The 19,336-nt window shown below is 59.4% G+C and carries 22 protein-coding genes; 3 read left to right on the forward strand and 19 right to left on the reverse strand.

Annotation, left to right across the window (positions count from 1 at the left end):
- Nucleotides 1-6 precede the first annotated feature (6 nt).
- Nucleotides 7-678 (forward strand): CBS domain-containing protein, encoded by a 672-nt coding sequence (locus MPRO_RS04300; RefSeq protein WP_067287488.1) that lies wholly within the window; start codon nucleotides 7-9, stop codon nucleotides 676-678.
- Nucleotides 679-864: 186 nt separating this feature from the next.
- Here the strand turns inward: MPRO_RS04300 and MPRO_RS04305 are convergent, their stop codons facing one another.
- The 14 genes from MPRO_RS04305 to ccmA all read right to left on the reverse strand — a co-directional run bounded on the left by MPRO_RS04305 (nucleotide 865) and on the right by ccmA (nucleotide 13,572).
- On the reverse strand, nucleotides 865-1,554 hold the full coding sequence (locus MPRO_RS04305; RefSeq protein ID WP_067287492.1) for a DUF4126 domain-containing protein: 690 nt from the start codon (nucleotides 1,552-1,554) through the stop codon (nucleotides 865-867).
- A gap of 101 nt (nucleotides 1,555-1,655) precedes the next feature.
- On the reverse strand, nucleotides 1,656-1,898 hold the full coding sequence (locus tag MPRO_RS04310) for a YheU family protein (protein WP_067287496.1): 243 nt from the start codon (nucleotides 1,896-1,898) through the stop codon (nucleotides 1,656-1,658).
- Nucleotides 1,871-2,503, reverse strand: coding sequence for a transglycosylase SLT domain-containing protein (locus MPRO_RS04315; protein ID WP_158651750.1), 633 nt, complete (start codon nucleotides 2,501-2,503; stop codon nucleotides 1,871-1,873). Before MPRO_RS04315 ends, MPRO_RS04310 begins: the two co-directional genes overlap by 28 nt.
- Entirely contained in the window at nucleotides 2,469-4,844 is a 2,376-nt protein-coding gene (gene ligA, locus MPRO_RS04320) for an NAD-dependent DNA ligase LigA (RefSeq protein ID WP_067287502.1), read from the reverse strand. Before ligA ends, MPRO_RS04315 begins: the two co-directional genes overlap by 35 nt.
- 99 nt (nucleotides 4,845-4,943) lie before the next feature.
- Nucleotides 4,944-6,362 carry a cell division protein ZipA gene (gene zipA / locus MPRO_RS04325; protein ID WP_067287506.1) on the reverse strand — a complete coding sequence of 473 codons (1,419 nt, stop codon included), beginning with the start codon at nucleotides 6,360-6,362 and terminating at the stop codon, nucleotides 4,944-4,946.
- Nucleotides 6,363-6,487: 125 nt separating this feature from the next.
- Nucleotides 6,488-7,741 (reverse strand): c-type cytochrome biogenesis protein CcmI, encoded by a 1,254-nt coding sequence (gene ccmI, locus MPRO_RS04330; protein ID WP_067287509.1) that lies wholly within the window; start codon nucleotides 7,739-7,741, stop codon nucleotides 6,488-6,490.
- Nucleotides 7,741-8,241, reverse strand: coding sequence for a cytochrome c-type biogenesis protein (locus MPRO_RS04335; RefSeq protein WP_067287512.1), 501 nt, complete (start codon nucleotides 8,239-8,241; stop codon nucleotides 7,741-7,743). Before MPRO_RS04335 ends, ccmI begins: the two co-directional genes overlap by 1 nt.
- Nucleotides 8,238-8,780 (reverse strand): DsbE family thiol:disulfide interchange protein, encoded by a 543-nt coding sequence (locus MPRO_RS04340; RefSeq protein WP_067287515.1) that lies wholly within the window; start codon nucleotides 8,778-8,780, stop codon nucleotides 8,238-8,240. The genes MPRO_RS04335 and MPRO_RS04340 overlap by 4 nt, the downstream gene beginning before the upstream one ends.
- A gap of 14 nt (nucleotides 8,781-8,794) precedes the next feature.
- The gene (locus tag MPRO_RS04345; protein ID WP_067287518.1) at nucleotides 8,795-10,753 is read right to left on the reverse strand and encodes a heme lyase CcmF/NrfE family subunit; all 1,959 of its coding nucleotides are present in this window, start codon (nucleotides 10,751-10,753) and stop codon (nucleotides 8,795-8,797) included.
- Complete coding sequence (gene ccmE / locus MPRO_RS04350) at nucleotides 10,750-11,211, reverse strand: cytochrome c maturation protein CcmE (RefSeq protein WP_067287522.1); 462 nt, start codon at nucleotides 11,209-11,211, stop codon at nucleotides 10,750-10,752. The genes MPRO_RS04345 and ccmE overlap by 4 nt, the downstream gene beginning before the upstream one ends.
- Nucleotides 11,208-11,372, reverse strand: coding sequence for a heme exporter protein CcmD (gene ccmD, locus MPRO_RS04355; RefSeq protein WP_173645495.1), 165 nt, complete (start codon nucleotides 11,370-11,372; stop codon nucleotides 11,208-11,210). Before ccmD ends, ccmE begins: the two co-directional genes overlap by 4 nt.
- An 82-nt stretch (nucleotides 11,373-11,454) precedes the next feature.
- Nucleotides 11,455-12,222 (reverse strand): heme ABC transporter permease, encoded by a 768-nt coding sequence (locus MPRO_RS04360; protein WP_067287525.1) that lies wholly within the window; start codon nucleotides 12,220-12,222, stop codon nucleotides 11,455-11,457.
- A 10-nt stretch (nucleotides 12,223-12,232) separates the two neighbouring features.
- Complete coding sequence (ccmB, locus tag MPRO_RS04365; RefSeq protein ID WP_067287528.1) at nucleotides 12,233-12,952, reverse strand: heme exporter protein CcmB; 720 nt, start codon at nucleotides 12,950-12,952, stop codon at nucleotides 12,233-12,235.
- Nucleotides 12,949-13,572, reverse strand: coding sequence for a cytochrome c biogenesis heme-transporting ATPase CcmA (ccmA, locus tag MPRO_RS04370; protein ID WP_439646778.1), 624 nt, complete (start codon nucleotides 13,570-13,572; stop codon nucleotides 12,949-12,951). Before ccmA ends, ccmB begins: the two co-directional genes overlap by 4 nt.
- Nucleotides 13,573-13,771: 199 nt before the next feature.
- On the opposite strand from ccmA, the gene fliK reads away from it, so the two are divergent.
- On the forward strand, nucleotides 13,772-14,926 hold the full coding sequence (gene fliK, locus MPRO_RS04375; RefSeq protein WP_158651751.1) for a flagellar hook-length control protein FliK: 1,155 nt from the start codon (nucleotides 13,772-13,774) through the stop codon (nucleotides 14,924-14,926).
- 48 nt (nucleotides 14,927-14,974) lie between these two features.
- Complete coding sequence (locus MPRO_RS04380; protein ID WP_067287539.1) at nucleotides 14,975-15,253, forward strand: EscU/YscU/HrcU family type III secretion system export apparatus switch protein; 279 nt, start codon at nucleotides 14,975-14,977, stop codon at nucleotides 15,251-15,253.
- A gap of 236 nt (nucleotides 15,254-15,489) precedes the next feature.
- On the opposite strand, the gene MPRO_RS04385 is transcribed toward MPRO_RS04380, so the two are convergent.
- The 5 genes from MPRO_RS04385 to MPRO_RS04405 form a co-directional block, all read right to left on the reverse strand.
- The gene (locus tag MPRO_RS04385; RefSeq protein ID WP_067287543.1) at nucleotides 15,490-15,909 is read right to left on the reverse strand and encodes a DUF2802 domain-containing protein; all 420 of its coding nucleotides are present in this window, start codon (nucleotides 15,907-15,909) and stop codon (nucleotides 15,490-15,492) included.
- Between the two features lie 63 nt (nucleotides 15,910-15,972).
- Nucleotides 15,973-16,872 (reverse strand): flagellar motor protein MotB, encoded by a 900-nt coding sequence (locus MPRO_RS04390; protein ID WP_067287547.1) that lies wholly within the window; start codon nucleotides 16,870-16,872, stop codon nucleotides 15,973-15,975.
- Between the two features lie 8 nt (nucleotides 16,873-16,880).
- Complete coding sequence (locus MPRO_RS04395) at nucleotides 16,881-17,621, reverse strand: flagellar motor protein (protein WP_067287552.1); 741 nt, start codon at nucleotides 17,619-17,621, stop codon at nucleotides 16,881-16,883.
- 171 nt (nucleotides 17,622-17,792) lie between these two features.
- The gene (locus MPRO_RS04400; RefSeq protein WP_067287555.1) at nucleotides 17,793-18,503 is read right to left on the reverse strand and encodes an RNA polymerase sigma factor FliA; all 711 of its coding nucleotides are present in this window, start codon (nucleotides 18,501-18,503) and stop codon (nucleotides 17,793-17,795) included.
- Nucleotides 18,504-18,512: 9 nt separating this feature from the next.
- The gene (locus MPRO_RS04405; RefSeq protein WP_067287559.1) at nucleotides 18,513-19,319 is read right to left on the reverse strand and encodes a MinD/ParA family protein; all 807 of its coding nucleotides are present in this window, start codon (nucleotides 19,317-19,319) and stop codon (nucleotides 18,513-18,515) included.
- Between the last annotated feature and the right edge of the window lie 17 nt (nucleotides 19,320-19,336).

A 19,336-nucleotide genomic window follows, 5' to 3' on the forward strand; every position in this document is an offset into this window, starting at 1 on the left:
GGTTGCATGGCACTTGTCATCTACGATCAGGGTTATCGGATACAGACCCCGGTGCGGGCGTTATTCAAACCCGGCGGCGTCGACAGCATAGAACCGATCAAGGCCTCCCATGCTACGGCCGAGGGAGAACAGCAACTGGATACCGACGCCGAGCGTTTCAGGCTGCAGTACTCGGCCCAGCGTAACAATTCCCGAACACCCACCCGGCCAGCACAACAACCCGCCCAGCGAGCCTACGCTGCCAGTGAAGAAGCCGGCGAAAACACCGCAGCAAAGCGCACAGCACCACAGCTGTTAGCCACCCAGATCATGACGAGCCCGGTACATCACATCAGCCCCGAGACTAGCGTCGCTGAAGCCTACGAACAGATGCGGCGCCTGCAAATAGAGCACCTGGTTATAGTTTCGGCAGAACAGCGCCCGCTGGCCATGCTCAGCCGCCATGACCTGCATCAGGCCGCACTGCGGCCCACCAGTCCGGTTGCCGCCATTCATGGCCGTCATCTGCTGGCGGCATCAGCCCAAACCGATGTATCACACCTGGCGGCAAGTTTTGTTGAGTTTGATCTGGGTGCGATGCCCATCGTCGATGCAGAAGACAGGTTGGTCGGCATTGTGACCCGCACCGACCTGCTGCGCCTGCTGATTACAGACGCCCATATCGAAGGTTGGGCCTGATTTTGAAGGCGAGGTGCGAGGTGCGAGGTGCGAGGTGCGAGGTGCGAGGTGCGAGATTAAAGGGGCTAGGGGCTAGGGGCAAGATGAAAGATGCCGCCACTTACACAGAAAAATTTATAGTCTCGCTTTTGCCTTGCCCTTCCTAGCCCCTTGAATCTAGCCCCTTGCCCCTGCTTTTCATCTGGTTCAATTACGTGGACGGTCGCCCGGCAGGGCTCGGCCAGAGCTTGAGCCTGAACTTGATTGTAACGGCGCAACATCATCATCGGCAGCGCCGCCAAACAGTCGCGCCAGGAAACGAAATACCCGTTTCACACCACGCCAGACCTTGGGCAGCAGCCACACCAGCAGCAGCACGAATACAATCAGGCCTGTGAGGAACATCCAGGGGTTATAGAGCGCGGCCCAAACGCCACCGACGACCATCACATCTTCAGCCACGGACGCCGTCCAGTTGCTGAAGGGTTCCGGCGAGGTATTGATCAGCACGCGACTGCCGGCCTTGGCGGCATGGGTTGCCGTCGCCAGTGAGCCGCCCACAATGGCGGCGGCCAGCTCCACCGGCAGGCCAATTTCACCCACGGCACCCGCCGCTAGCGCAGCCCCCGCGGGAATACGGATAAAGGTATGCAGGGTATCCCAGCCGGTATCGACGCCCGGTATCTTGTCGGCGAAAAACTCGACGCAATACATCAAGCCCGCCGCCATCAGCACCATGGGATCGCCAACAACGTCGAGCCCAGGCGGCAATACTATATTGCCGGTGTTGGACAACACCCCCAGCATCAGCAGGGTGGCGTAGAGATTGATGCCACTGGCCCAGGCCAGGCCCATGGACAGGGCAATCATTTGGGTGATTTGCTCTAGCTGATCCATAGCGCCTCCGGTTTAGGCAATAGGAGAAAAAGGGGAACGCAGCCCGCTCACGGCAAATACGCTCGCGATGCTGCTCTATGCAGTATGACTACGGAACAGGCTTATTTTTCCAGCTGATCCTTTGCCACTATATTGCAAAGCCCTGTACTTTCGCTGAACAGTATCACCACCTGACCGCGCTGCAACAGCTGACGCACCTGCCCTATCCGGCTCGCCAGAGGCGTTTCCTGTTCACCGTAGTCGGTACCATCACGGGTGACAAACTCGCTGATCAGGTTATCCAGGGTGTCAGGCGATAACTCGCCATGGGGAATAATCACCACCAGCCCCAGAGTCGCTGCCATTCCCAGCGACTGGAATCCACCAGTTCGGGGCAGCGCTGCAGTTCAGCGTTATACAGTTTGGCCCGCACCGCCACACGCTCGGCTTCCTTCTCGATCCAGATTCCCTTGTGTATGCCCTGGCTGTAGGCGCCAGGACCGAGTCGGTAGGCCAGATAGAGTGCGTCTACCTGCTGAATATCCAGCTGCAGCATCTGGCGGTTACGCGCCACACCCCAGCCGAGAAAGTCCACCGCATCCTCTATATCATCGGTCGTGGCCGACCAGTTACTCTGCGCAATGCGGTACTCATCCCAGTTATTGCCAAAGGGCAGCACATGGCGCTTGTGATTGCCGCCCAGCGGTGGTTCCAGCAGCGCCAGAGCGACTGCAGGTTCAAGCCCCCACTTCCCTCTGGCGTCCTGCAATGCCACACGTAACGGAGCCTGACCCTCGAGCAGCGTACAGGTAGCAGGGGCTGTTTCCTCGACAGCGGCAGTTGTTTCGCTCCCGCCTGCCCAGCCTGGCAGCACGGGTGGCGTAATGGATGCGCAGCCGGCCAGCCAGGCAACGGGGGCCAGCAAGGCCAGGCGCTTAATGGGTAATACCATAGTGCTGGAGCTGTTCAATGAATTCTCCTTCATCAATCACTTTGACCGCCAGCGACTGCGCCTTTGCCAGCTTGGAGCCGGCACCCGGGCCTGCAACCACACAGTCGGTTTTTGCGGATACACTGCCCGACACCTTGGCGCCGAGCGACAGCAGATAGGCCTTGGCCTGATCCCGCGTCATAAATTCCAGGGTTCCGGTCAGCACCCATGTCTGACCGGCCAGGGGCTCGGCCGCAGCCTCAACGCCATCGGCACCCTGAGCTTCACAGCTCCAGTGCATGCCAAACGCCAGCAGCTGCGCTTCAATCGCCTGCGCCTGTGCGCACCAGTCAGCGTCCTGCAGCTTGTTGCGCACATTGGAGCAGCCGGCCTTTGACAGTTTGGGCACGGCAGCCAGCTGAGCATCATCCGCCTGCAGCAATGCCTGTAGCGAGCCAAAGTGTTCGGCCAGATGCCTGGCCATAACGGGGCCGACCTTGTCGATTTTCAGCTTAACCAGCAGATCAGCCAGGCTTACGCTGCCACGAAGTACTGCCCCCAGCTCACCGTTGCCCTGGGGCACTACGCCAAGTTCCGCCAGATCCGTAATCACCTGACGGTTATGCGCGTCGCTAAAGAATCCGGCGATCTCGCGCGCAACACCCAGCCCCACCTCTGGCAGGCAGGTCAGCAGCAGCGGCAAGGCCGTAGCTATGCGCTCCAGACTGCCCAGGTTCTGAGCCAGCGCCCGTGCCGTGCCTTCGCCCACTTCACTGATGCCCAGGGCATAAATGAAGCGCGCCAATGGCACCTGTTTGCTGGCCTGAATCGAATGGTACAGTTTCGCCGATGAGATCTCCGCAAAGCCCTCCAGTGTCATGAAGTCACTGATACCCAGGCGATACAGGTCGGCCGGTGAGTGCACCAGTTCACGCTCGACCAGCAGCTCAACGCTCTTGTCGCCCAGACCGTCGATATCCATGGCCCGGCGCGAGACAAAGTGAATAATCGCCTGGGACAGCTGTGCTCCACAGGCGAGGCGACCGACACAATGAAAGCCGGTGCCATCAACCAGCTCTTCCTTGCCCTTAAGCATGCGTACCAGCTGGTTGCGTACAACCTGGGAGCCACATTCGGGGCAGGTTTCGGGCACAGTCACCGGCGTCTCTTCACCACTGCGCCTTTCGATCACTACCTGCACCACTTGGGGAATAACATCACCTGCGCGGCGAACCACCACCGTATCGCCAACACAGAGCCCCAGGCGGGCGATTTCATCCATATTGTGCAAGGTCGCGTTGCTCACTGTCACACCGCCCACAAACACAGGTTCAAGCCGTGCCACCGGCGTTACCGCACCGGTACGGCCTACCTGAAACTCCACCGCCAGTACTTTGGTCATTTCTTCCTGGGCGGGAAATTTGTGGGCGATGGCCCAGCGTGGCGCCCGCGAAATAAAGCCCAGCTGCTCCTGCTGCGCCCGATCGTTCACCTTGAAGACGATGCCGTCTATGTCGTAACTCAGGCTGTCACGCCGCGCGGCGAGATCCTCGTAGTACTCCAGGCAACCGTCGGCACCCTGCACCAAACGCATTTGCGCATTAATGCGAAAACCCCAGCGGTGCAGCAGCTGCAAGGTTTCGAAATGGCCATTAGGTAGCGCTGCGTCGTCCGAGACGATGCCGGTACTGTAACAGCACATCTCCAGCGGCCTGTCCGCCGTAATGCGGGCATCCAGCTGGCGCAGGCTGCCGGCAGCGGCATTGCGGGGATTCACAAAAGTTTTCTCGTCCCGTTCGCGCTGGCGTTCATTCAGCGCCTCGAAGCCGGCTTTGGGCAGGTAGATTTCACCCCGCACCTCAAGCCTTGCTGGCCAGTCGGTACCATTGAGCTGCAGCGGCACGCTACGCAAAGTGCGCACGTTCTGGGTGATATCCTCACCGGTGGAGCCATCGCCTCGCGTCGCCGCCCGAACCAGCAAGCCGTTCTCATAAAGCACGCTGACGGCAATACCATCCAGCTTGGGCTCACAGGCAAAGGCGATATCGTCACCGCTGGAAAGCTTGAGGCGCTCCTGCACCCGGCGTACAAAGTCGCGCAGCTCCTGGGCGTTAAAAGCATTATCCAGCGACAGCATCGGCATTTCGTGCTGCACCTGACTAAAGGCAGACAGCGGTCTTGCACCCACACGCTGGGTCGGGGAACTGGCGCTAATTAGCTCGGGATGTTCGGCTTCCAACGCCTTGAGACGCTGAAACAGGCGATCATATTCGGCATCCGGCAACTCAGGATCATCAAGCACGTAGTAGCGATAATTATGGTGATTCAGGGCATCACGCAGTTGCCGCAGCTCCTGCTCAATCGTTACAGCCGAACACATGGAATCAGAGTCATCCTGAAAAAGAAGTTAAAAGTGCTTTAAATCGCCAGTGTTGGCAGATGTGACGGGGCCGGCGACCCCGCCCTGTAGACACAAGAGCTAGCGCGTACCGCCCCGGCGGGAGCGGTTGTGCATTTCAAAATCACGAATGCGCTGGCGATAGTGCTCCTTGGTCTGCGGACGCAGCACCGAGCGGTTTTCATCCAGCAGGTCACCGTCAAGATGCTCCGCCAGCGTCTCGGCCGTGGCCAGCATGCACTCAAAGGCGTTCATCACATCCCGCGGCTCTTCCATCGACATGAAAAAGGTGACAGCCGGAGTGCGCATCTGATCGATGGTGGTCAGGTCAAAGGTGCCGGGATTAACGGCATTGGCCATGCTGAACTGAACCGGGCCCGTATCGCTGCCATCTTCATGGCGATGGAATATAGCCATGTCGCCAAAATGCAGGTCACAGGCCGCCAGTAGTCGATACAGCAGACCTCCGGAGAAGCCTGCATCCATGGTGGACACCGCTGTAATCACCAGCACGTTCTCAGGTTTGGGAGCGGCGCCGCTTTGGCGTGCCTTGGCCGGCGCAGCATCGCTGGCAGCCGCATCATCCAGGGCTTCAGGGGCGCCACCGAACAACAGATCCTGCTGCGGTGGCGTAACGGGCTTCGCCCGCAGGCTGGCCGGTGCACTCTCGGCCTGAGATTTTTCAGGTGCAGCCGCCGCACGTCTAGGCTGACGGTTGCGTTCCATCAGCAATGGAATGGGTTTTTCCAGATCCAGCGCAGGCTGTGCGGGAAGCTCATCGAACAACGGATCAGTATCACCAAAGGCCGCGGCAGCGGGTCTATCTTCAGCCTCGCGATGCGGTACAGCATCTGCGGCAGAATCAGGGTTCGCCAAAGCCTCGGTACCCTGCGGTTGATTAGCCCGCGGCGCCTGTGGCGGTACCGGATAGTCTTCGTCAGAGGGCTCGTCAAATAATGGGTCTGCCTCAGAATCTGGCGCAAACCCCTGCAGGGGCTCAGGCGGCCTAGCAACTGGCGCCGGAGATGCAGCTGCCGCCGGTGTCGCACCGGACTGAGTAGCTGCAACAGGGTTAGTCGTGCGGGCCGGAGCCACCGGAGCGGGATCCGAGACCGGGGACTGATGCGGGTGTGACGGGCTCGACTCAACCTTGGCATCGTCGTCAAAGCCAAAGGTCGGCTCGATGCGCTCAACCGGTTCCGCCGCAGACTCGTCCGCAGCCTGAGCCATGGCGGCCATCTTGGCGGCATAGGCACTGGACTGCTTGCGCTTGGGCACAAATTCCGGCACCTCGCCACTTATGGGCCTGGCTCCACCGTAGGGCAATTCGGGATTGCTTGAAGGTGCCGCCGGCTCTTCCGGCAGATCACGCAGTTTGCGATCAATATCCATACGCAAACTATTGCGGCTGCCACGCACACGACGCCAGCCATCAAAGATGATCAGCACAATGATTATCACACCGCCGACGACAAGCCACTCTCTGAGGCTGATCTCCATAAATCCGCTGCTATCTCAAAGTTTTTTGACTGGCGCCAGTCGAACTCTGGCCACCGACTACTTTTCTCGCCAGAGTGACTAGGTCGCCCCGACGATAACAGATGCAACTATAGACCGAGCGACGACTACTCCACAACCTGATCAATAACCAGATCAAGCGCTTGCGTCTGCCCACGCACAGAAACAGGACTCAGAATCGCGAATAAATCACCCGTTTTCGGCTCAGGCGTACCGGTCAGGGAGATTCGTGCCCCGACCTCGACTTCATCCACACCTGACAAGCGCGCCTGGGGCGTCATCGCCTGAGTATCGTCGAGCACCACTTCCAGCGGCAGATCCGACACCTTGAGCTTGATCGCCGCCAGTGGCATGCGCCCGCCCACCGGACGGGCGAAGATAAAGACCGCCTGGTCCGGTTCCAGTGTCGTGCCAAGACCTTCAGCCAAACGCACTGCAAGTCGAATCTCCGCAGCTTCGATGCCCGCGACTTCAGGTACCGGTTCGCCCAGTGCCCGCAATTCCTGCTGGGCACGGCTAATACCGGCGCGCAGCGACTCAGCCGCAGAAGGGTCGGCCTGGGCCAGCGCCCTGGACCAGAAATCGATGGATTCGGCATAGCGCTGCTGCTCAAACGCATCTATGCCCAACAGTCCCAGGGCGGTAATTTCACTGGGGTTGCGCTGCAACGTGGCTGCCACCTGCTCGCGCACCTGCTCATTCATCTTGCCGCCATTGGCGAAATACAGTGCCTGGGCGTACTGCCCCATCACCCCTGTATACTGCGGCGCATCCTGCGGTAAACGTTGCAGCACCTGCTTGAAGGCGGCGATGCCGTCGTCAAAGCGCCCGGCCCCCATGTAGGTGGTGGCCAGCAAATACCAGCCTTCGACATTTTCCGGCGTGACGTCCAGTTCGTGCTCCAGCCGCGACAGGGCTTCCTCCAGCGTCGGCGTACGACCCTCAAACGGATCCGGCTGCGCCTGGCGCTCCAGTGCCAGCTCAAGCCGCGGTGCACTGCCAAGCTTGGCGTACAACCCCAGTGAACTGATCACCAGCAATACCGCCATCACGGACACCGTAATCACCTGCATGCTGCTGATTTTCGACACCCGCAACGAGGCTTCAGTATCGCCCACGTCCTGTAACAGACTGCGCTCGAGCTCCAGCTTCAGATCCTCGAATTCGGGCTGGGCCAGGTTGCCCTGAGCCTTTTCCGCCTCCAGTTCCGACAGACGTTCGCGGTAGATATCGATATTCTGCCGGTCACGATCCTCGGCCACTTCCTGCTGCTGCAGCCTGCGCGCACGCAACAGGGGCAACAGCACTATGCCCAGCGCACAAAGTGTCAACAGAGCTATTCCGGTCCACAGACCCGCCATTATTTCTCATCCTGTTTAAGCAATTTATCCAGCCGGTGCCGCTCGGCATCCGACAAGGGCTCCACCGGCTCAAGCGGGCCCGTCTCCTGCACCTCAGGTACACCCGGGCGAGGCGCTTTTTTACGCCGGCGCGTCATGACCACTATGACCACCACACCAATGGCCAGTAGGCCAAAGGGGCCATACCAGAGCACCAGCGTCTGGGCGGTAACACGCGGGCGATAGAGTACAAACTCGCCATAGCGCGCCACCATGAAGTCGACGATCTCCTGATCCGAATCGCCCTGCTGCAGCATGCGGTGAATCTCGTTCCGCAGGTCCTGGGCTATGGGCGAGTTGGAGTCGGCGATATTCTGGTTCTGACACTTGGGGCAGCGCAGCTCGGCGGTGAGGCTGTAAAAACGCTCCCGGGTCGCCTCATCGCGAAACTCGAAACTGTCGATGGCAGCCTGGGCAGTCAGCGGCAGCCAGAGTAGCAGCATGATCAGCAGGTGCCTCATGAGCCACTCCCCTCCAGATCCTGCATCAGGCCTCGCAGTTTGCCCCAGACCTTCTCGTTGACCTCACCCACATGGCGATAACGGATAATGCCGTCCTTGTCGAGAATGTAGGTTTCAGGTGCGCCATAAACGCCAAGATCAAGGCCCAGCGAGCCCTTGTCATCGTAGATGTTGAGGACATAGGGATCCTCGTAGCGGGTCAGCCAGTCCTGCGCCTTGGCGCGATCATCCTTGTAGTTGATACCGTAGATGGTCACACCTTCGTTCCTGGCGATACGGTTGAGCTGCTCGTGCTCCTGCTTGCAGGTCGGGCACCAGGTGGCCCAGACATTCAGCAACGCAGGCTTGCCCTTGAGCTGCTCCTGGGTCAGCAGAGTGTTTTCGTCGAACACCGAACTGAGGCTGAAGGCCGGCACCGGCTTGTCGATCAGCGCCGAAGGCAACTCCGCCGGATCCAGCTGCAAACCACGCCAGAGGAAAAAGCCCACCGTCAAGAAAATGAATAACGGAATAAAAACCAGCAGTCGTCTTAGCATCATCAGAATCCTTGTTATCAGGCCGCAACCGGCGCCTTGCGGCGCGCCTGTTTGCGATAGCGCGGGTCTGTCGCGGCCAGCAGGCCGCCGAAGGTCATCAGCAGACCGCCCAGCCAGAGCCAGCGTACGAAGGGCTTGTGCTGCACGCGCACAGCCCAGGCACCATCACCCAGGGACTCCCCCATGGCCACATAAAGGTCGCGGAAAAGACTGCCATCGATGGCAGCCTCCGTCATGACACTGCCCCGTGCCTTGTAAAAGCGCTTCTCCGGGAACATCTCGCTATAGGCTTCGCCGTTTTTCAGTACCCGGATGCGGGCCATGTCCGATACATAGTTCGGACCCTGCTGCTCGCGCACACCATCAAAGATGAAGGAATACTGGCCGAACTCGACCTTGTCACCCGGCGCCATGCGCAGATCCTGGGCTTCGCTGTAGAGCGACACCATGGTAACGCCCACCACTACGGCGGCGATGCCAGTATGGGCCACGACCATGCCGCAATAGCTGCGTGACAGACTGCGCAGGCCATCGCGCAAGCGGCGCTTGCTGCGCACCTTGGCGTACAGATCACGCAGCTGGCTGAAGAAGACCCAGTAGGCCAGCGCCATAGCCGCGGCCGCCACCAAATTGAAGCTGCCATCCATCAGCAAGGGGGTGGCAATGCCGCACAGAATCGCCAGCACGGCCGGCAGCCAGAGCACCAGGGAGATCTGCTTAGCCTGGCTTTGCTTCCAGCGCGATACGGTACCCACGCTCATAAACAGCACCAGCAGCGACATCAGCGGCACAAACAGGCTGTTGAAGTACGGTGGTCCGACCGAAATCTTGCCCATGCCCAGGGCATCGATCAGCAACGGATAAAGCGTGCCCAGCAGCACCATCAGACAGACCACGACCAGCACAATGTTATTGACCAGCAGCATGGTTTCCCGGGACAGCAGCGCAAAGCTTGAATCGCTCTTCACATGAGCCGCCCGCAGCGCATACAGCAGCAGCGAACCACCGATGGAAATGCCCAGCAGCGCCAGCACGAAGAAGCCACGCTCGGGGTCCGTGGCGAAGGCGTGGACCGAGGTCAGCACGCCGGAGCGCACCAGGAAAGTACCCAGCAGGCTCAACGAGAACGCAAAGATGGCCAGCAACACCGTCCAGCTTTTGAAGACACCGCGCTTTTCCGTCACCGCCAGGCTGTGTACCAGAGCCGTACCCACCAGCCAGGGCATGAAGGAGGCGTTTTCGACCGGATCCCAGAACCACCAGCCGCCCCAGCCAAGCTCGTAATAAGCCCACCAGCTGCCCAGGCCAATACCCAGGGTCAGAAAGGCCCAGGCCATGACGGTCCAGGGTCGCGACCAGCGCGCCCAGGCGGCATCCAGCCGACCGCTCAGCAGTGCCGCTATGGCAAAGGCAAAGGCCACCGAGAAGCCAACATAGCCCATATAGAGCATCGGTGGGTGGATGATCAGACCTATATCCTGCAGCAGCGGGTTAAGGTCACTGCCCTCAAGCGGGAAGCCTGGCAACAGGCGCTCGAACGGGCTCGAGGTCAGCAGAGTGAACAGCAGAAAGCCCACCGAGATCATGCCCATTACACCCAGTACGCGGGCAAGAATTTCCAGCGGCAAATCGCGACTCTTGGCAGCCACCGCCCAGGTCCAGCCCCCCAGGATCAGCACCCACAGCAGCAGTGAACCTTCGTGCCCGCCCCAGACCGCACTGAACTTGAAGTAGCTCGGCAGCAGGGTGTTGGAGTTGCCCGCCACATAGGCCACCGAAAAATCATCGGTCAGGAAGGCATAAATCAGGCAGGCCATGCTGATGGTCAGAAACAGGAACTGCCCCCGCGCCAATGGCCTGGCGTACCCCATCCACAACAGGTTATTGGTAGTGGCGCCCACCATAGGCACTACCGCCAGCAGGACCGACATGCACAGCGCCAGTATGAGCGCGTATTCACCGAGTTCAGGAATCATTTGTTAAACACCTCGGGCTCTGGCGTGGGCATGGTACCGGCAGCCTTGAGCGCTTCAGCCACTTCGGGCGGCATGTAGTTTTCATCGTGTTTGGCCAGTACTTCGACCGCGGTAAAGACACCGCGCGCATCCACCGTGCCCTGGGCAACTATGCCCTGACCTTCGCGGAACAGGTCGGGCAGGATACCGGTGTATTCAACCGGCACGATTTGGGCGAAGTCCGTCAGTTCAAAACGCACCATAAGTGATTGCGTATTACGGATCACGGAACCCTCAACCACCATGCCACCGGCACGAATGCGGGTGCCTTCAGGTACTTCACCAGCCGCGATCTGAGTCGGCGAATAGAACAGGTTGATGTTCTGGTTGAGCGCGAACAGGGCCAATCCAACAGCCACAGAGACACTCACCAGAATGGCCAGCACTATGACCAGGCGACGCTTGCGTTTGGGATTCATGACAGCCCTTTCTCCCGGCGCACGCGGCGCGCCTGCTGATTAAGGAGCTGACGCGTCTGGCGCAGCGGCTGCACCACATTGAGCAACAGGATCGCCAGCGCTATGCCGTAGGCCAGCCAGACGTATAGCCCATGCCCGCCCATCCCGATGAAATCTGCCATACTTTCGAACTTCACGTTCACCTCAACAACTTGCATTCAAATTCGGTCTGGCTGCCCGCAGGAACCATCGGGCAGGCTTTGTTCAACGTGATTCGACCAGCGCCTGCACCCAGGAGCTGCGTCTTTCACGGCGCAAAATTTCGTGGCGCAGGCGCAACATCAGTGACACTGCAAAGAAACAGTAAAACCCCACCAGCATCACCAGTAGCGGCAGCCACATTTCAGCCGGCATGGCCGGCTTTTCGGTCAGTTTGAAGGTGGCAGGCTGATGCAGCGTATTCCACCACTCCACCGAGTACTTGATGATCGGGATATTCACCAGCCCCACCAGCGCCAGCACCGCGGTGGATTGCGCCGCCGTGCTATCGTTTTCGATCGCCGAATGCAGCGCCATCACGCCAAGATATAAAAACAACAGGATCAGCATTGAGGTCAGGCGTGCATCCCAGACCCACCAGGAGCCCCAGGTCGGTTTGCCCCAGATGGCGCCGGTGGCCAGCGCCAGCAGCGCCAGGGATGCTCCCAGCGGCGCGCAGGCCTTGGCAACCATATCGGCCACCTTCATTTTCCAGATCAGGCCAATGGCGCCGGCCAGCGCCATCATCATGTAGCAGGACTGCGCCAGTATGGCCGAGGGCACATGGATATAGATGATCCGAAAGCTGTTGCCCTGCTGGTAGTCCGCCGGCGCAAACAGCAGCGCCCAGACAGTGCCGCCGAGCAGCAGCAGCAGCGCCAGCACACTGAAGGCAGGCAGCAGCTTGCCGGTAATGTCATAACACCAGCGCGGTGACGCCAGCTGATAGAACCAGCGTGGCATCCAGTTTTTCTCGGTTTTATTCTTGGCCATAAACAATCAACTATCCGCTCACAGAAATTCGTAAAGCTGCCCCAATCGCCAGCGGCGCCAACACCACACCCAGTGCCAGCATGGCCCCCAGCAGCGCCAGATAACCCGCCAGTGGCAGGCCCGTCACCGCCGCCTGCACCGCGCCCGAACCAAAGATCAGCACCGGGATATAAAGCGGCAGTACCAGCAACGAAATCAGTACGCCGCCCTTGCGCAAACCCACCGTCAGCGCCGCCCCAATGGCGCCAATCAAGCTTAATGTAGGCGTGCCAAGCAGCAGGCTCAGCATCAGCCCGCCCATGCCATCCGCCGGCAGAAACAACATCAGCCCCAGCAGCGGCGCCATCAGCGTCAGCGGCAGGCCGGTCATTATCCAGTGCGCCAGTACCCGCGCCAGCACAATCAGTATCAGTGGCTGCGGGCTTAACAACGCCTGCTCCAAAGTACCGTCCTCAAAGTCAGCCCGAAACAGGCTGTCCATCGACAGCAGAGTGGCCAGCAATGCCGCGACCCAGACCAACCCGGGTGCCAGCAACGCCAGAAATCCGGGCTCCGGACTGACCCCAAGGGGAAACAGGGTCGCCACCATCAGGAAAAAAATCAGCGGATTGACCAGATCACTTTTGCTGCGAAACGCCAGCAGCAAATCACGCTTCAGGGCCGCCCGAAACACCCCGACAGCGGAAGGCCCTCGCCGTCTGGCCGGCTCATTAGTCGCCATCTTGCTCATGAAGTTCCAGCCAGTTGGTCCAGATTCAGTCGACGCAGCCCATCAAGCTGCAATTCATGATGTGTAGTAAGGATAACCGTGCCGCCGGCAGCCGCATGACGCAGTATCAGCTGCTCCTTTTGAGCCACCCCTTTTTTATCGATCGCGGTAAAAGGCTCGTCCAGTATCCACAAGTTTGCCTGACTCAGATAGAGCCGGGCCAGGCTCACCCGACGGTGCTGCCCGGCGGATAACATATGGCAGGGAACATCCTCGTAACCGGCCAGCCCCACCTGCTGCAACGCCGTATCAATGGAGGCACTATCAATGCCTGGCTGCAAGGCTGCGTACCAGCCGAGGTTCTCCTGCGGCGTCAGCGTTGCCTTGACGCCCGCCAGGTGGCCAAAATACAGCAGCGCCTGACGATATTCATCAACCACATCCGCCATGGGCTCACCACGCCAGAAGAGCTCACCCTCATAGTTGCGCGACAGCCCACTGAGAATGCGCAGCAAGGTGGTTTTGCCACTGCCGTTCTGCCCCTCAATCTGCAGAACCTCACCGGCACCGAGCTCGAAGGACAGGCCATCGAACAGAACCCGCTCGTCGCGCTCACAGTAAAGATTCTCAACTTTCAACACAGACTCAGGCAAACCAGTAACCTCGAACAGGCTCAGAGTACAGATTCTCAACTTTCAACACAGGCTCAGAACCGCAAACCGCCGCAAAAGGACAAGAGCGCTATACTCCCTAATATCTGCCCTTATGCGTAAAACCCGCCATTATATACAAATTCTGTAATGCAGGCGCCGTGCATTCAACCCCCTCTTTGGAGTCGTTTTGATACCTACTTTGGGCCCCAACCAGCTGCTAACCCCAGCCTCCGGCGAACCTACTCTGGCACGCTTGCTCCCCGCCGGCGGTCAGCTGGCGGCAACAGTGCTGCAATCCAGCACCGATACCAGCGGCACCCGCCTGCAACTGCAGCTGCATCGTGCAGGACAAATCCTGGAACTGAACAGCCCCCGGCCGCTGCCAGCCGGCAGCACAGTGGTACTGTCACGCAACAGCGCAGGCCAGCTACAACTCAACCTGGCCGCCGAGACAACCCCGCGCCCCCCCGCAACCTCAAACCCTGCGACTGCGACTGCGACGCTGGACAGCGTGCTGCGTACCAGCCTGCCGCGTCAGCAAAGTTTCGGTGATGTACTCAATCAACTGCTGCAACAGGCGCAGGCAGGTACGGCCGCCTCCTCCCAGGCGGCGCGCCAGCTCAGCCCAGTCGTACAATCCCTGTTGCAGATATTCGGCATTACGCCCGGTCTGCGCGACTCAGGGCAGGCTGTGCGCCGCAATATAGAGAAAGGGGGATTCTTTACCGAAGCAAGCCTTGGCCGTGCAGCCGCGCAGCCCGCGAACGCAAAGAGTAATGCGGGCGTTCCTGGTAACGCCACTACGGATCTCAAAGCCCAAATGGGGCAATTGCAACAGCTGGCAGACGCACTGCCGCCCCAGGCCCGGGAACAAATGCACAAGCTTTTGGGGGATCTGCTGGCCCGCATCACCAGCTCACAGCTGAACAGCGCCAGCCAGAACAAGGATCTGCCGGATGGAACCAGCGAACGCCATCTGGCACTGGATTTGCCGGTGCGCCTTGGTGAGCGCATGGAAAACGTGGAGCTGCGGCTCAAGCGCTACCGGGCTCGTCGGGGCGAAGATCCGGCCAGCAGTCACTGGCTGGTGCGGCTGCATTTTGATCTGCAGGCCCTGGGCCCCCTGGAGGCTGAATTGCGATTGCGGGATGATAACCGCATGAGTGCCCGCTTCTGGACACAGGAGCCGGAAACCGCCCGACTGATTGAGCAGCGTCTGCCTGAATTTGCCAGCAACCTGGACCGACAGGGTATAGAGGTCGACGACCTGGGCTGCCACCAGGGCACAGCACCGCGCGGCGAAACCGGCATTCGCCGCCAGCTTATCAATCTGAAGACCTGACCCATTTCGACCCAAGAAGATGACCTGCGAAAAAGGCAATCTGCGACTATGAAACCCATCAATCCTGAAGACAGTGCCATCGCCCTGGGATACGCCCCTGGGCAGCGGGCACCTGAAGTACTCGCCAAGGGCCGCGGGCTGATTGCCGAGCAAATTATAGCCCTGGCCGAGGAGCACCAGATACATATCCACAAAAGTCCGGAATTACTCGAGGTGCTGATACGGTTGGAGCTGGGCGACGAAATCCCCCAGGCGCTTTACCAGGCTATTGCGGAGGTGATCGCCTTTGCCTACCAGCTCAAGGCCGAGCCACCGGTGCAACCCTGATGTTTGCCGGCCTGGGGGCAGGGGCTAGGGGCTAGAGGCTAGAGGCTAGAGGCTAGAGGCTAGAGGCTAGATAGTGAGGGTACAGCCTCGTAGGAGCTGAGTCCCGCAGCGAAGCTTTTATGGGGGCTGATGGCAAGGCTTCACAGGGCTTCGACTATTTGTCGCGGGGCATTCGTTGCGGGGCGCGACTCCTGCCGGTTAAATTCGCAGCAGGTTGGGTGTTATCGGACCGCCTTCTAGCGCTGTTGTTGCGGCAAGGACTCAGTGGATTGCAGTTCGCGGTGCAGCAGCGCCATCAGCTCGGCTTCAGGCCGGCCTATGCCACAGCTTTTCACCAGATCATCGACATTGCCGCCCATTTCCATGAGTCGCGCCGCCTGATTGTAGGCCAGCACGCCGGGGTCGCGGTTCTCCAGCTCCTGCTGCTTCTCAACGGTAATATTCAGCCTGTGCTCGGCGTCCATCAGACGCCGCCCCATGCCAATGGAGCCACTGGTCATGGATCTAATCTCATTGCGCAGTACATTGATCAGCGCCTGCTGCTGCCGCTCGTAATAGCGCATGCGCCGGTACAGCATGACCCCTGCCCCCGTCCCCGCCAGGGACAAGAGCACAAAGCCAAGCCAGAGTATTGTTATTTGAGTCACCCGAACCATCCAGTCTTTCTGCCAGCGCTCAAGGATACTCGATCCCGCCGCCCGCCGACAACGGCGCTTCTATCAGGGCTGCACCTCGGCGCGACGAAACAGCACACCGCCGTTTTCGGTTTCAAGCTGTTCGATGGCCGGCAAGGTGGGCTCCTGTTCGGCATCCAGCAGCTCACTGACGGCATCAGTGCTGATCTGCTGACTGCCAAAAGAGGACACTGCCCGGCGCACCCGTTTGTCGCGGGACACGACTATCAGTACGCGCCTGTTCATGCCGCGCCCCTCTTCAGTGCGATTGCTGTAGGCCGGCTGGTATTCGCCATAGCCCACCGCCGCCATGCGCTCGGGGCTGACACCATTAAGCGCCAGAATGCGCACCACAGCCGCGGCGCGGGCAGCAGACAACTCCCAGTTAGAGGGGTAGAGGTCGGTCGCAATAGGCTGATTATCGGTAAAGCCTTCAACATGAATCGGATTGTCGAGCTCGCGCAACAACTCGGCAATCTTGCCCAGCAACGCATCGGCTTCTATTTCCGGCAGCGCATTGGCGCTGCCAAACAGGTGTGACGCACGCAGTTCGATCGACAGCCAGAGGTCATTTCCATCGATTTTCATGCTGCCCGCCTCTATCTGAGGGGAAAACCGGCGCTGCAGTTCGGCCTGCAGACTGCGTAGCTGTTCGGTCACCGCAGCATCGGCGGGATCGATTTCTATAGCCGGGGCATCAGGTCGCACGGCATTGCCGATAGCCAGATCACTGGCAGCATCCTGGGTGGTCGCTCCCGGTGGACGGCCGGAGCCTTCGAACACACCGGACAGCGCATCGGAAATGGAACGGTACTTTTCCTCGTTCACCGACGAAATAGCATACATAACGATAAAGAACGCCAACAGCAACGTAATGAAGTCGGCGTAGGACAACACCCAGCGATCCTGGCGCGTATCATCTTGCGGTGGTAGCCGACGCGCCATAGTTTTCCCTACCCCAGATAGCCTTGCATGCGCTGGCGAATGAGTTGCGGACTCTGGCCTTCGGAAATCGACAGCAGGCCTTCGAGCATCATTTCCTGATAGCGATAGCGCGCCAGCACCAGACTCTTGATCTTGTTGGCCAGGGGAATCAGCAGCAGGTTGGCCAGGGCCACGCCGTAGATAGTAGCCACAAAGGCGGTGGCGATACCAGCGCCCAGCCCGGCCGGATCTTCCAGACTGCTCATCACCTGAATAAGGCCAATCACCGCGCCCAGAATACCGAGCGTTGGTGCATAGCCTCCCATGCTTTCAATCACACGGGCGCCCTGCAGGTCACGCTGCTCCTGGGACACCAGCTGTATCTCCAGCATGGCGCGAATGACATTAGCATCCTTGCCGTCCACCAGCAGCTGCAGACCGCCGCGCACCACCGGATCCTGTTCAGCCTCAATCTCCGCCTCCAGCCCCAGTAACCCGAGCTTGCGAGTGCGCTGACACCACTCCACGACTCGCTCAATACCGCGTTCAAAGTCATAGCTGGGGCTGTTTACCAGCCAGCGCATCAACCAGATGGCACGGCGAAATTCCTTGCTGGGGGTCTGGATAGCCGCCGCCGCCACAGTACCGCCCACGACGATCAGCACCGCAGGCCCGTTTAGCAACTGCTGAATCTGACCCCCATCCAGATAATGTCCGCCAGCTATGGCGACTACCGCAAGTAACAGTCCTGCAACACTGAGGCGATCCATGCACAAGGCTCCATCAGATAAAAGTGGGCCACAACAGACTACTGCCTGGCGCTGGGTAAAGGTATTAGGTGTAAATGTGCGCCAAGTGTCAGAGCCGCAAGTCTGTGTAGTGATTTTGAGTTGTCGGCCAAGGCTTGCAAATATCCAGTTTTGGCCTGACCGAGGTTGCGGCTAGCGCCAGTCCCGCAGCCGCCCCTTGAGCCGAAGTGCCGCCTGGCTGTGGATCTGACTGATACGTGACTCACTCACGCCCAGCACCTCGCCGATCTCTTTCAGATTAAGCTGCTCGTCATAGTAAAGCGCCAACACAAGCCGTTCGCGCTCCGGCAGCCCTTCGATAGCCTTGGCCAGCGCCTGATTAAAAACAGTCTTTTCAACCTGATGCTCGGGCTCGGGATCATCTGCCACAAACTGCTCGCCAACGCTCTCGTCATCCGGCTTTTGCAGTTCTTCAAAGCTGAACAGGCGACTTTCCATCGAGTCCTGCAGCAGGCTGTGGTATTCGCTGATACTGACACCCATCTCGGCCGCTACTTCGGTATCGCTGACATCACGTCCAAGGCGTGCTTCAAGCTGATGGATGCTATCGGAAATGCGCCTGCTGTTGCGATGAACCGAACGCGGCGTCCAGTCACCACGGCGCACTTCATCGATAATGGCACCACGAATACGAATCCCGGCGTAGGTTTCGAAGCTGGCGCCCTTGGCGGGATTGTATTTGCGAGAAGCATCCAGCAGCCCGATCATGCCGGACTGAATCAGATCGTCCAGTACAACACTGGCCGGAAGGCGGGCGAGCAGATGGTAGGCAATACGCTTAACCAGCGGCGCATACTGCGTGATCAGATCCTGACTAGAGGTAAATTCCAGCTGGTTATACATGGAGCCTCTTTATTTACCCTGCACCAGACGTTCGACAAAGAACTCCAGGTGTCCGCGCGGCGTTGTCATCACCGGCCAGCCATCGACACGGTTAGCTAGCTGACGGTAGGCAAGCGCCGCATTACTGCTGGAAAACGCTTGTAAAACAGCCGTTTGCCGCTTAACCGCTTTGCGTACCGCCTCATCATAAGGGATTGATCCGACGTATTGAAGTGTTACATCAAGGAATCGATCCGTCACCGTCAGCAGCTTGTTATACATGTTGCGACCTTCAGACTCACTGCGCACCATGTTGGCCAGCACTCGAAAACGCGTGACCTTGTGATCCCGATTCAGCAGCTTGATTAGCGCGTAGGCATCAGTAATGGAGGTCGGCTCATCGCACACCACCATCAGCACTTCCTGGGCGGCGCGCAGGAAGCTGATCACCGACTCGGATATGCCCGCCGCGGTATCAATCACCAGCACATCGATTTCGTCGGCGATATCGGTAAAGGCATGGATCAGTTCGGCATGTTCATGCACGCCCAGCGCCGCCATGGATTGGGTACCGGAAGATGCCGGTACTATGCGAACATTCTCCCCGGCCTTCAACATCACATCGGACAGCGCACAATCCCCGGCCAGCACATCGGATATGTTGTACTTGGGCCTTAGCCCCAGCAGCACATCGACGTTGGCCAACCCCAGATCTGCATCCAGCAGCACCACGCGGCGGCCCATCTGCCCCAGTGCCAGCGACAGATTGACCGAAACGTTGGTTTTGCCAACACCGCCCTTGCCGCCGGTGACAGCAACTACTTTTACTGGATGCATAAACTAATTCTTCCCTG

Origin of the sequence: Marinobacterium profundum, assembly GCF_001528745.1 — a bacterium.
In the GTDB taxonomy this organism is placed as follows: Bacteria; Pseudomonadota; Gammaproteobacteria; order Pseudomonadales; family Balneatricaceae; genus Marinobacterium_A; species Marinobacterium_A profundum.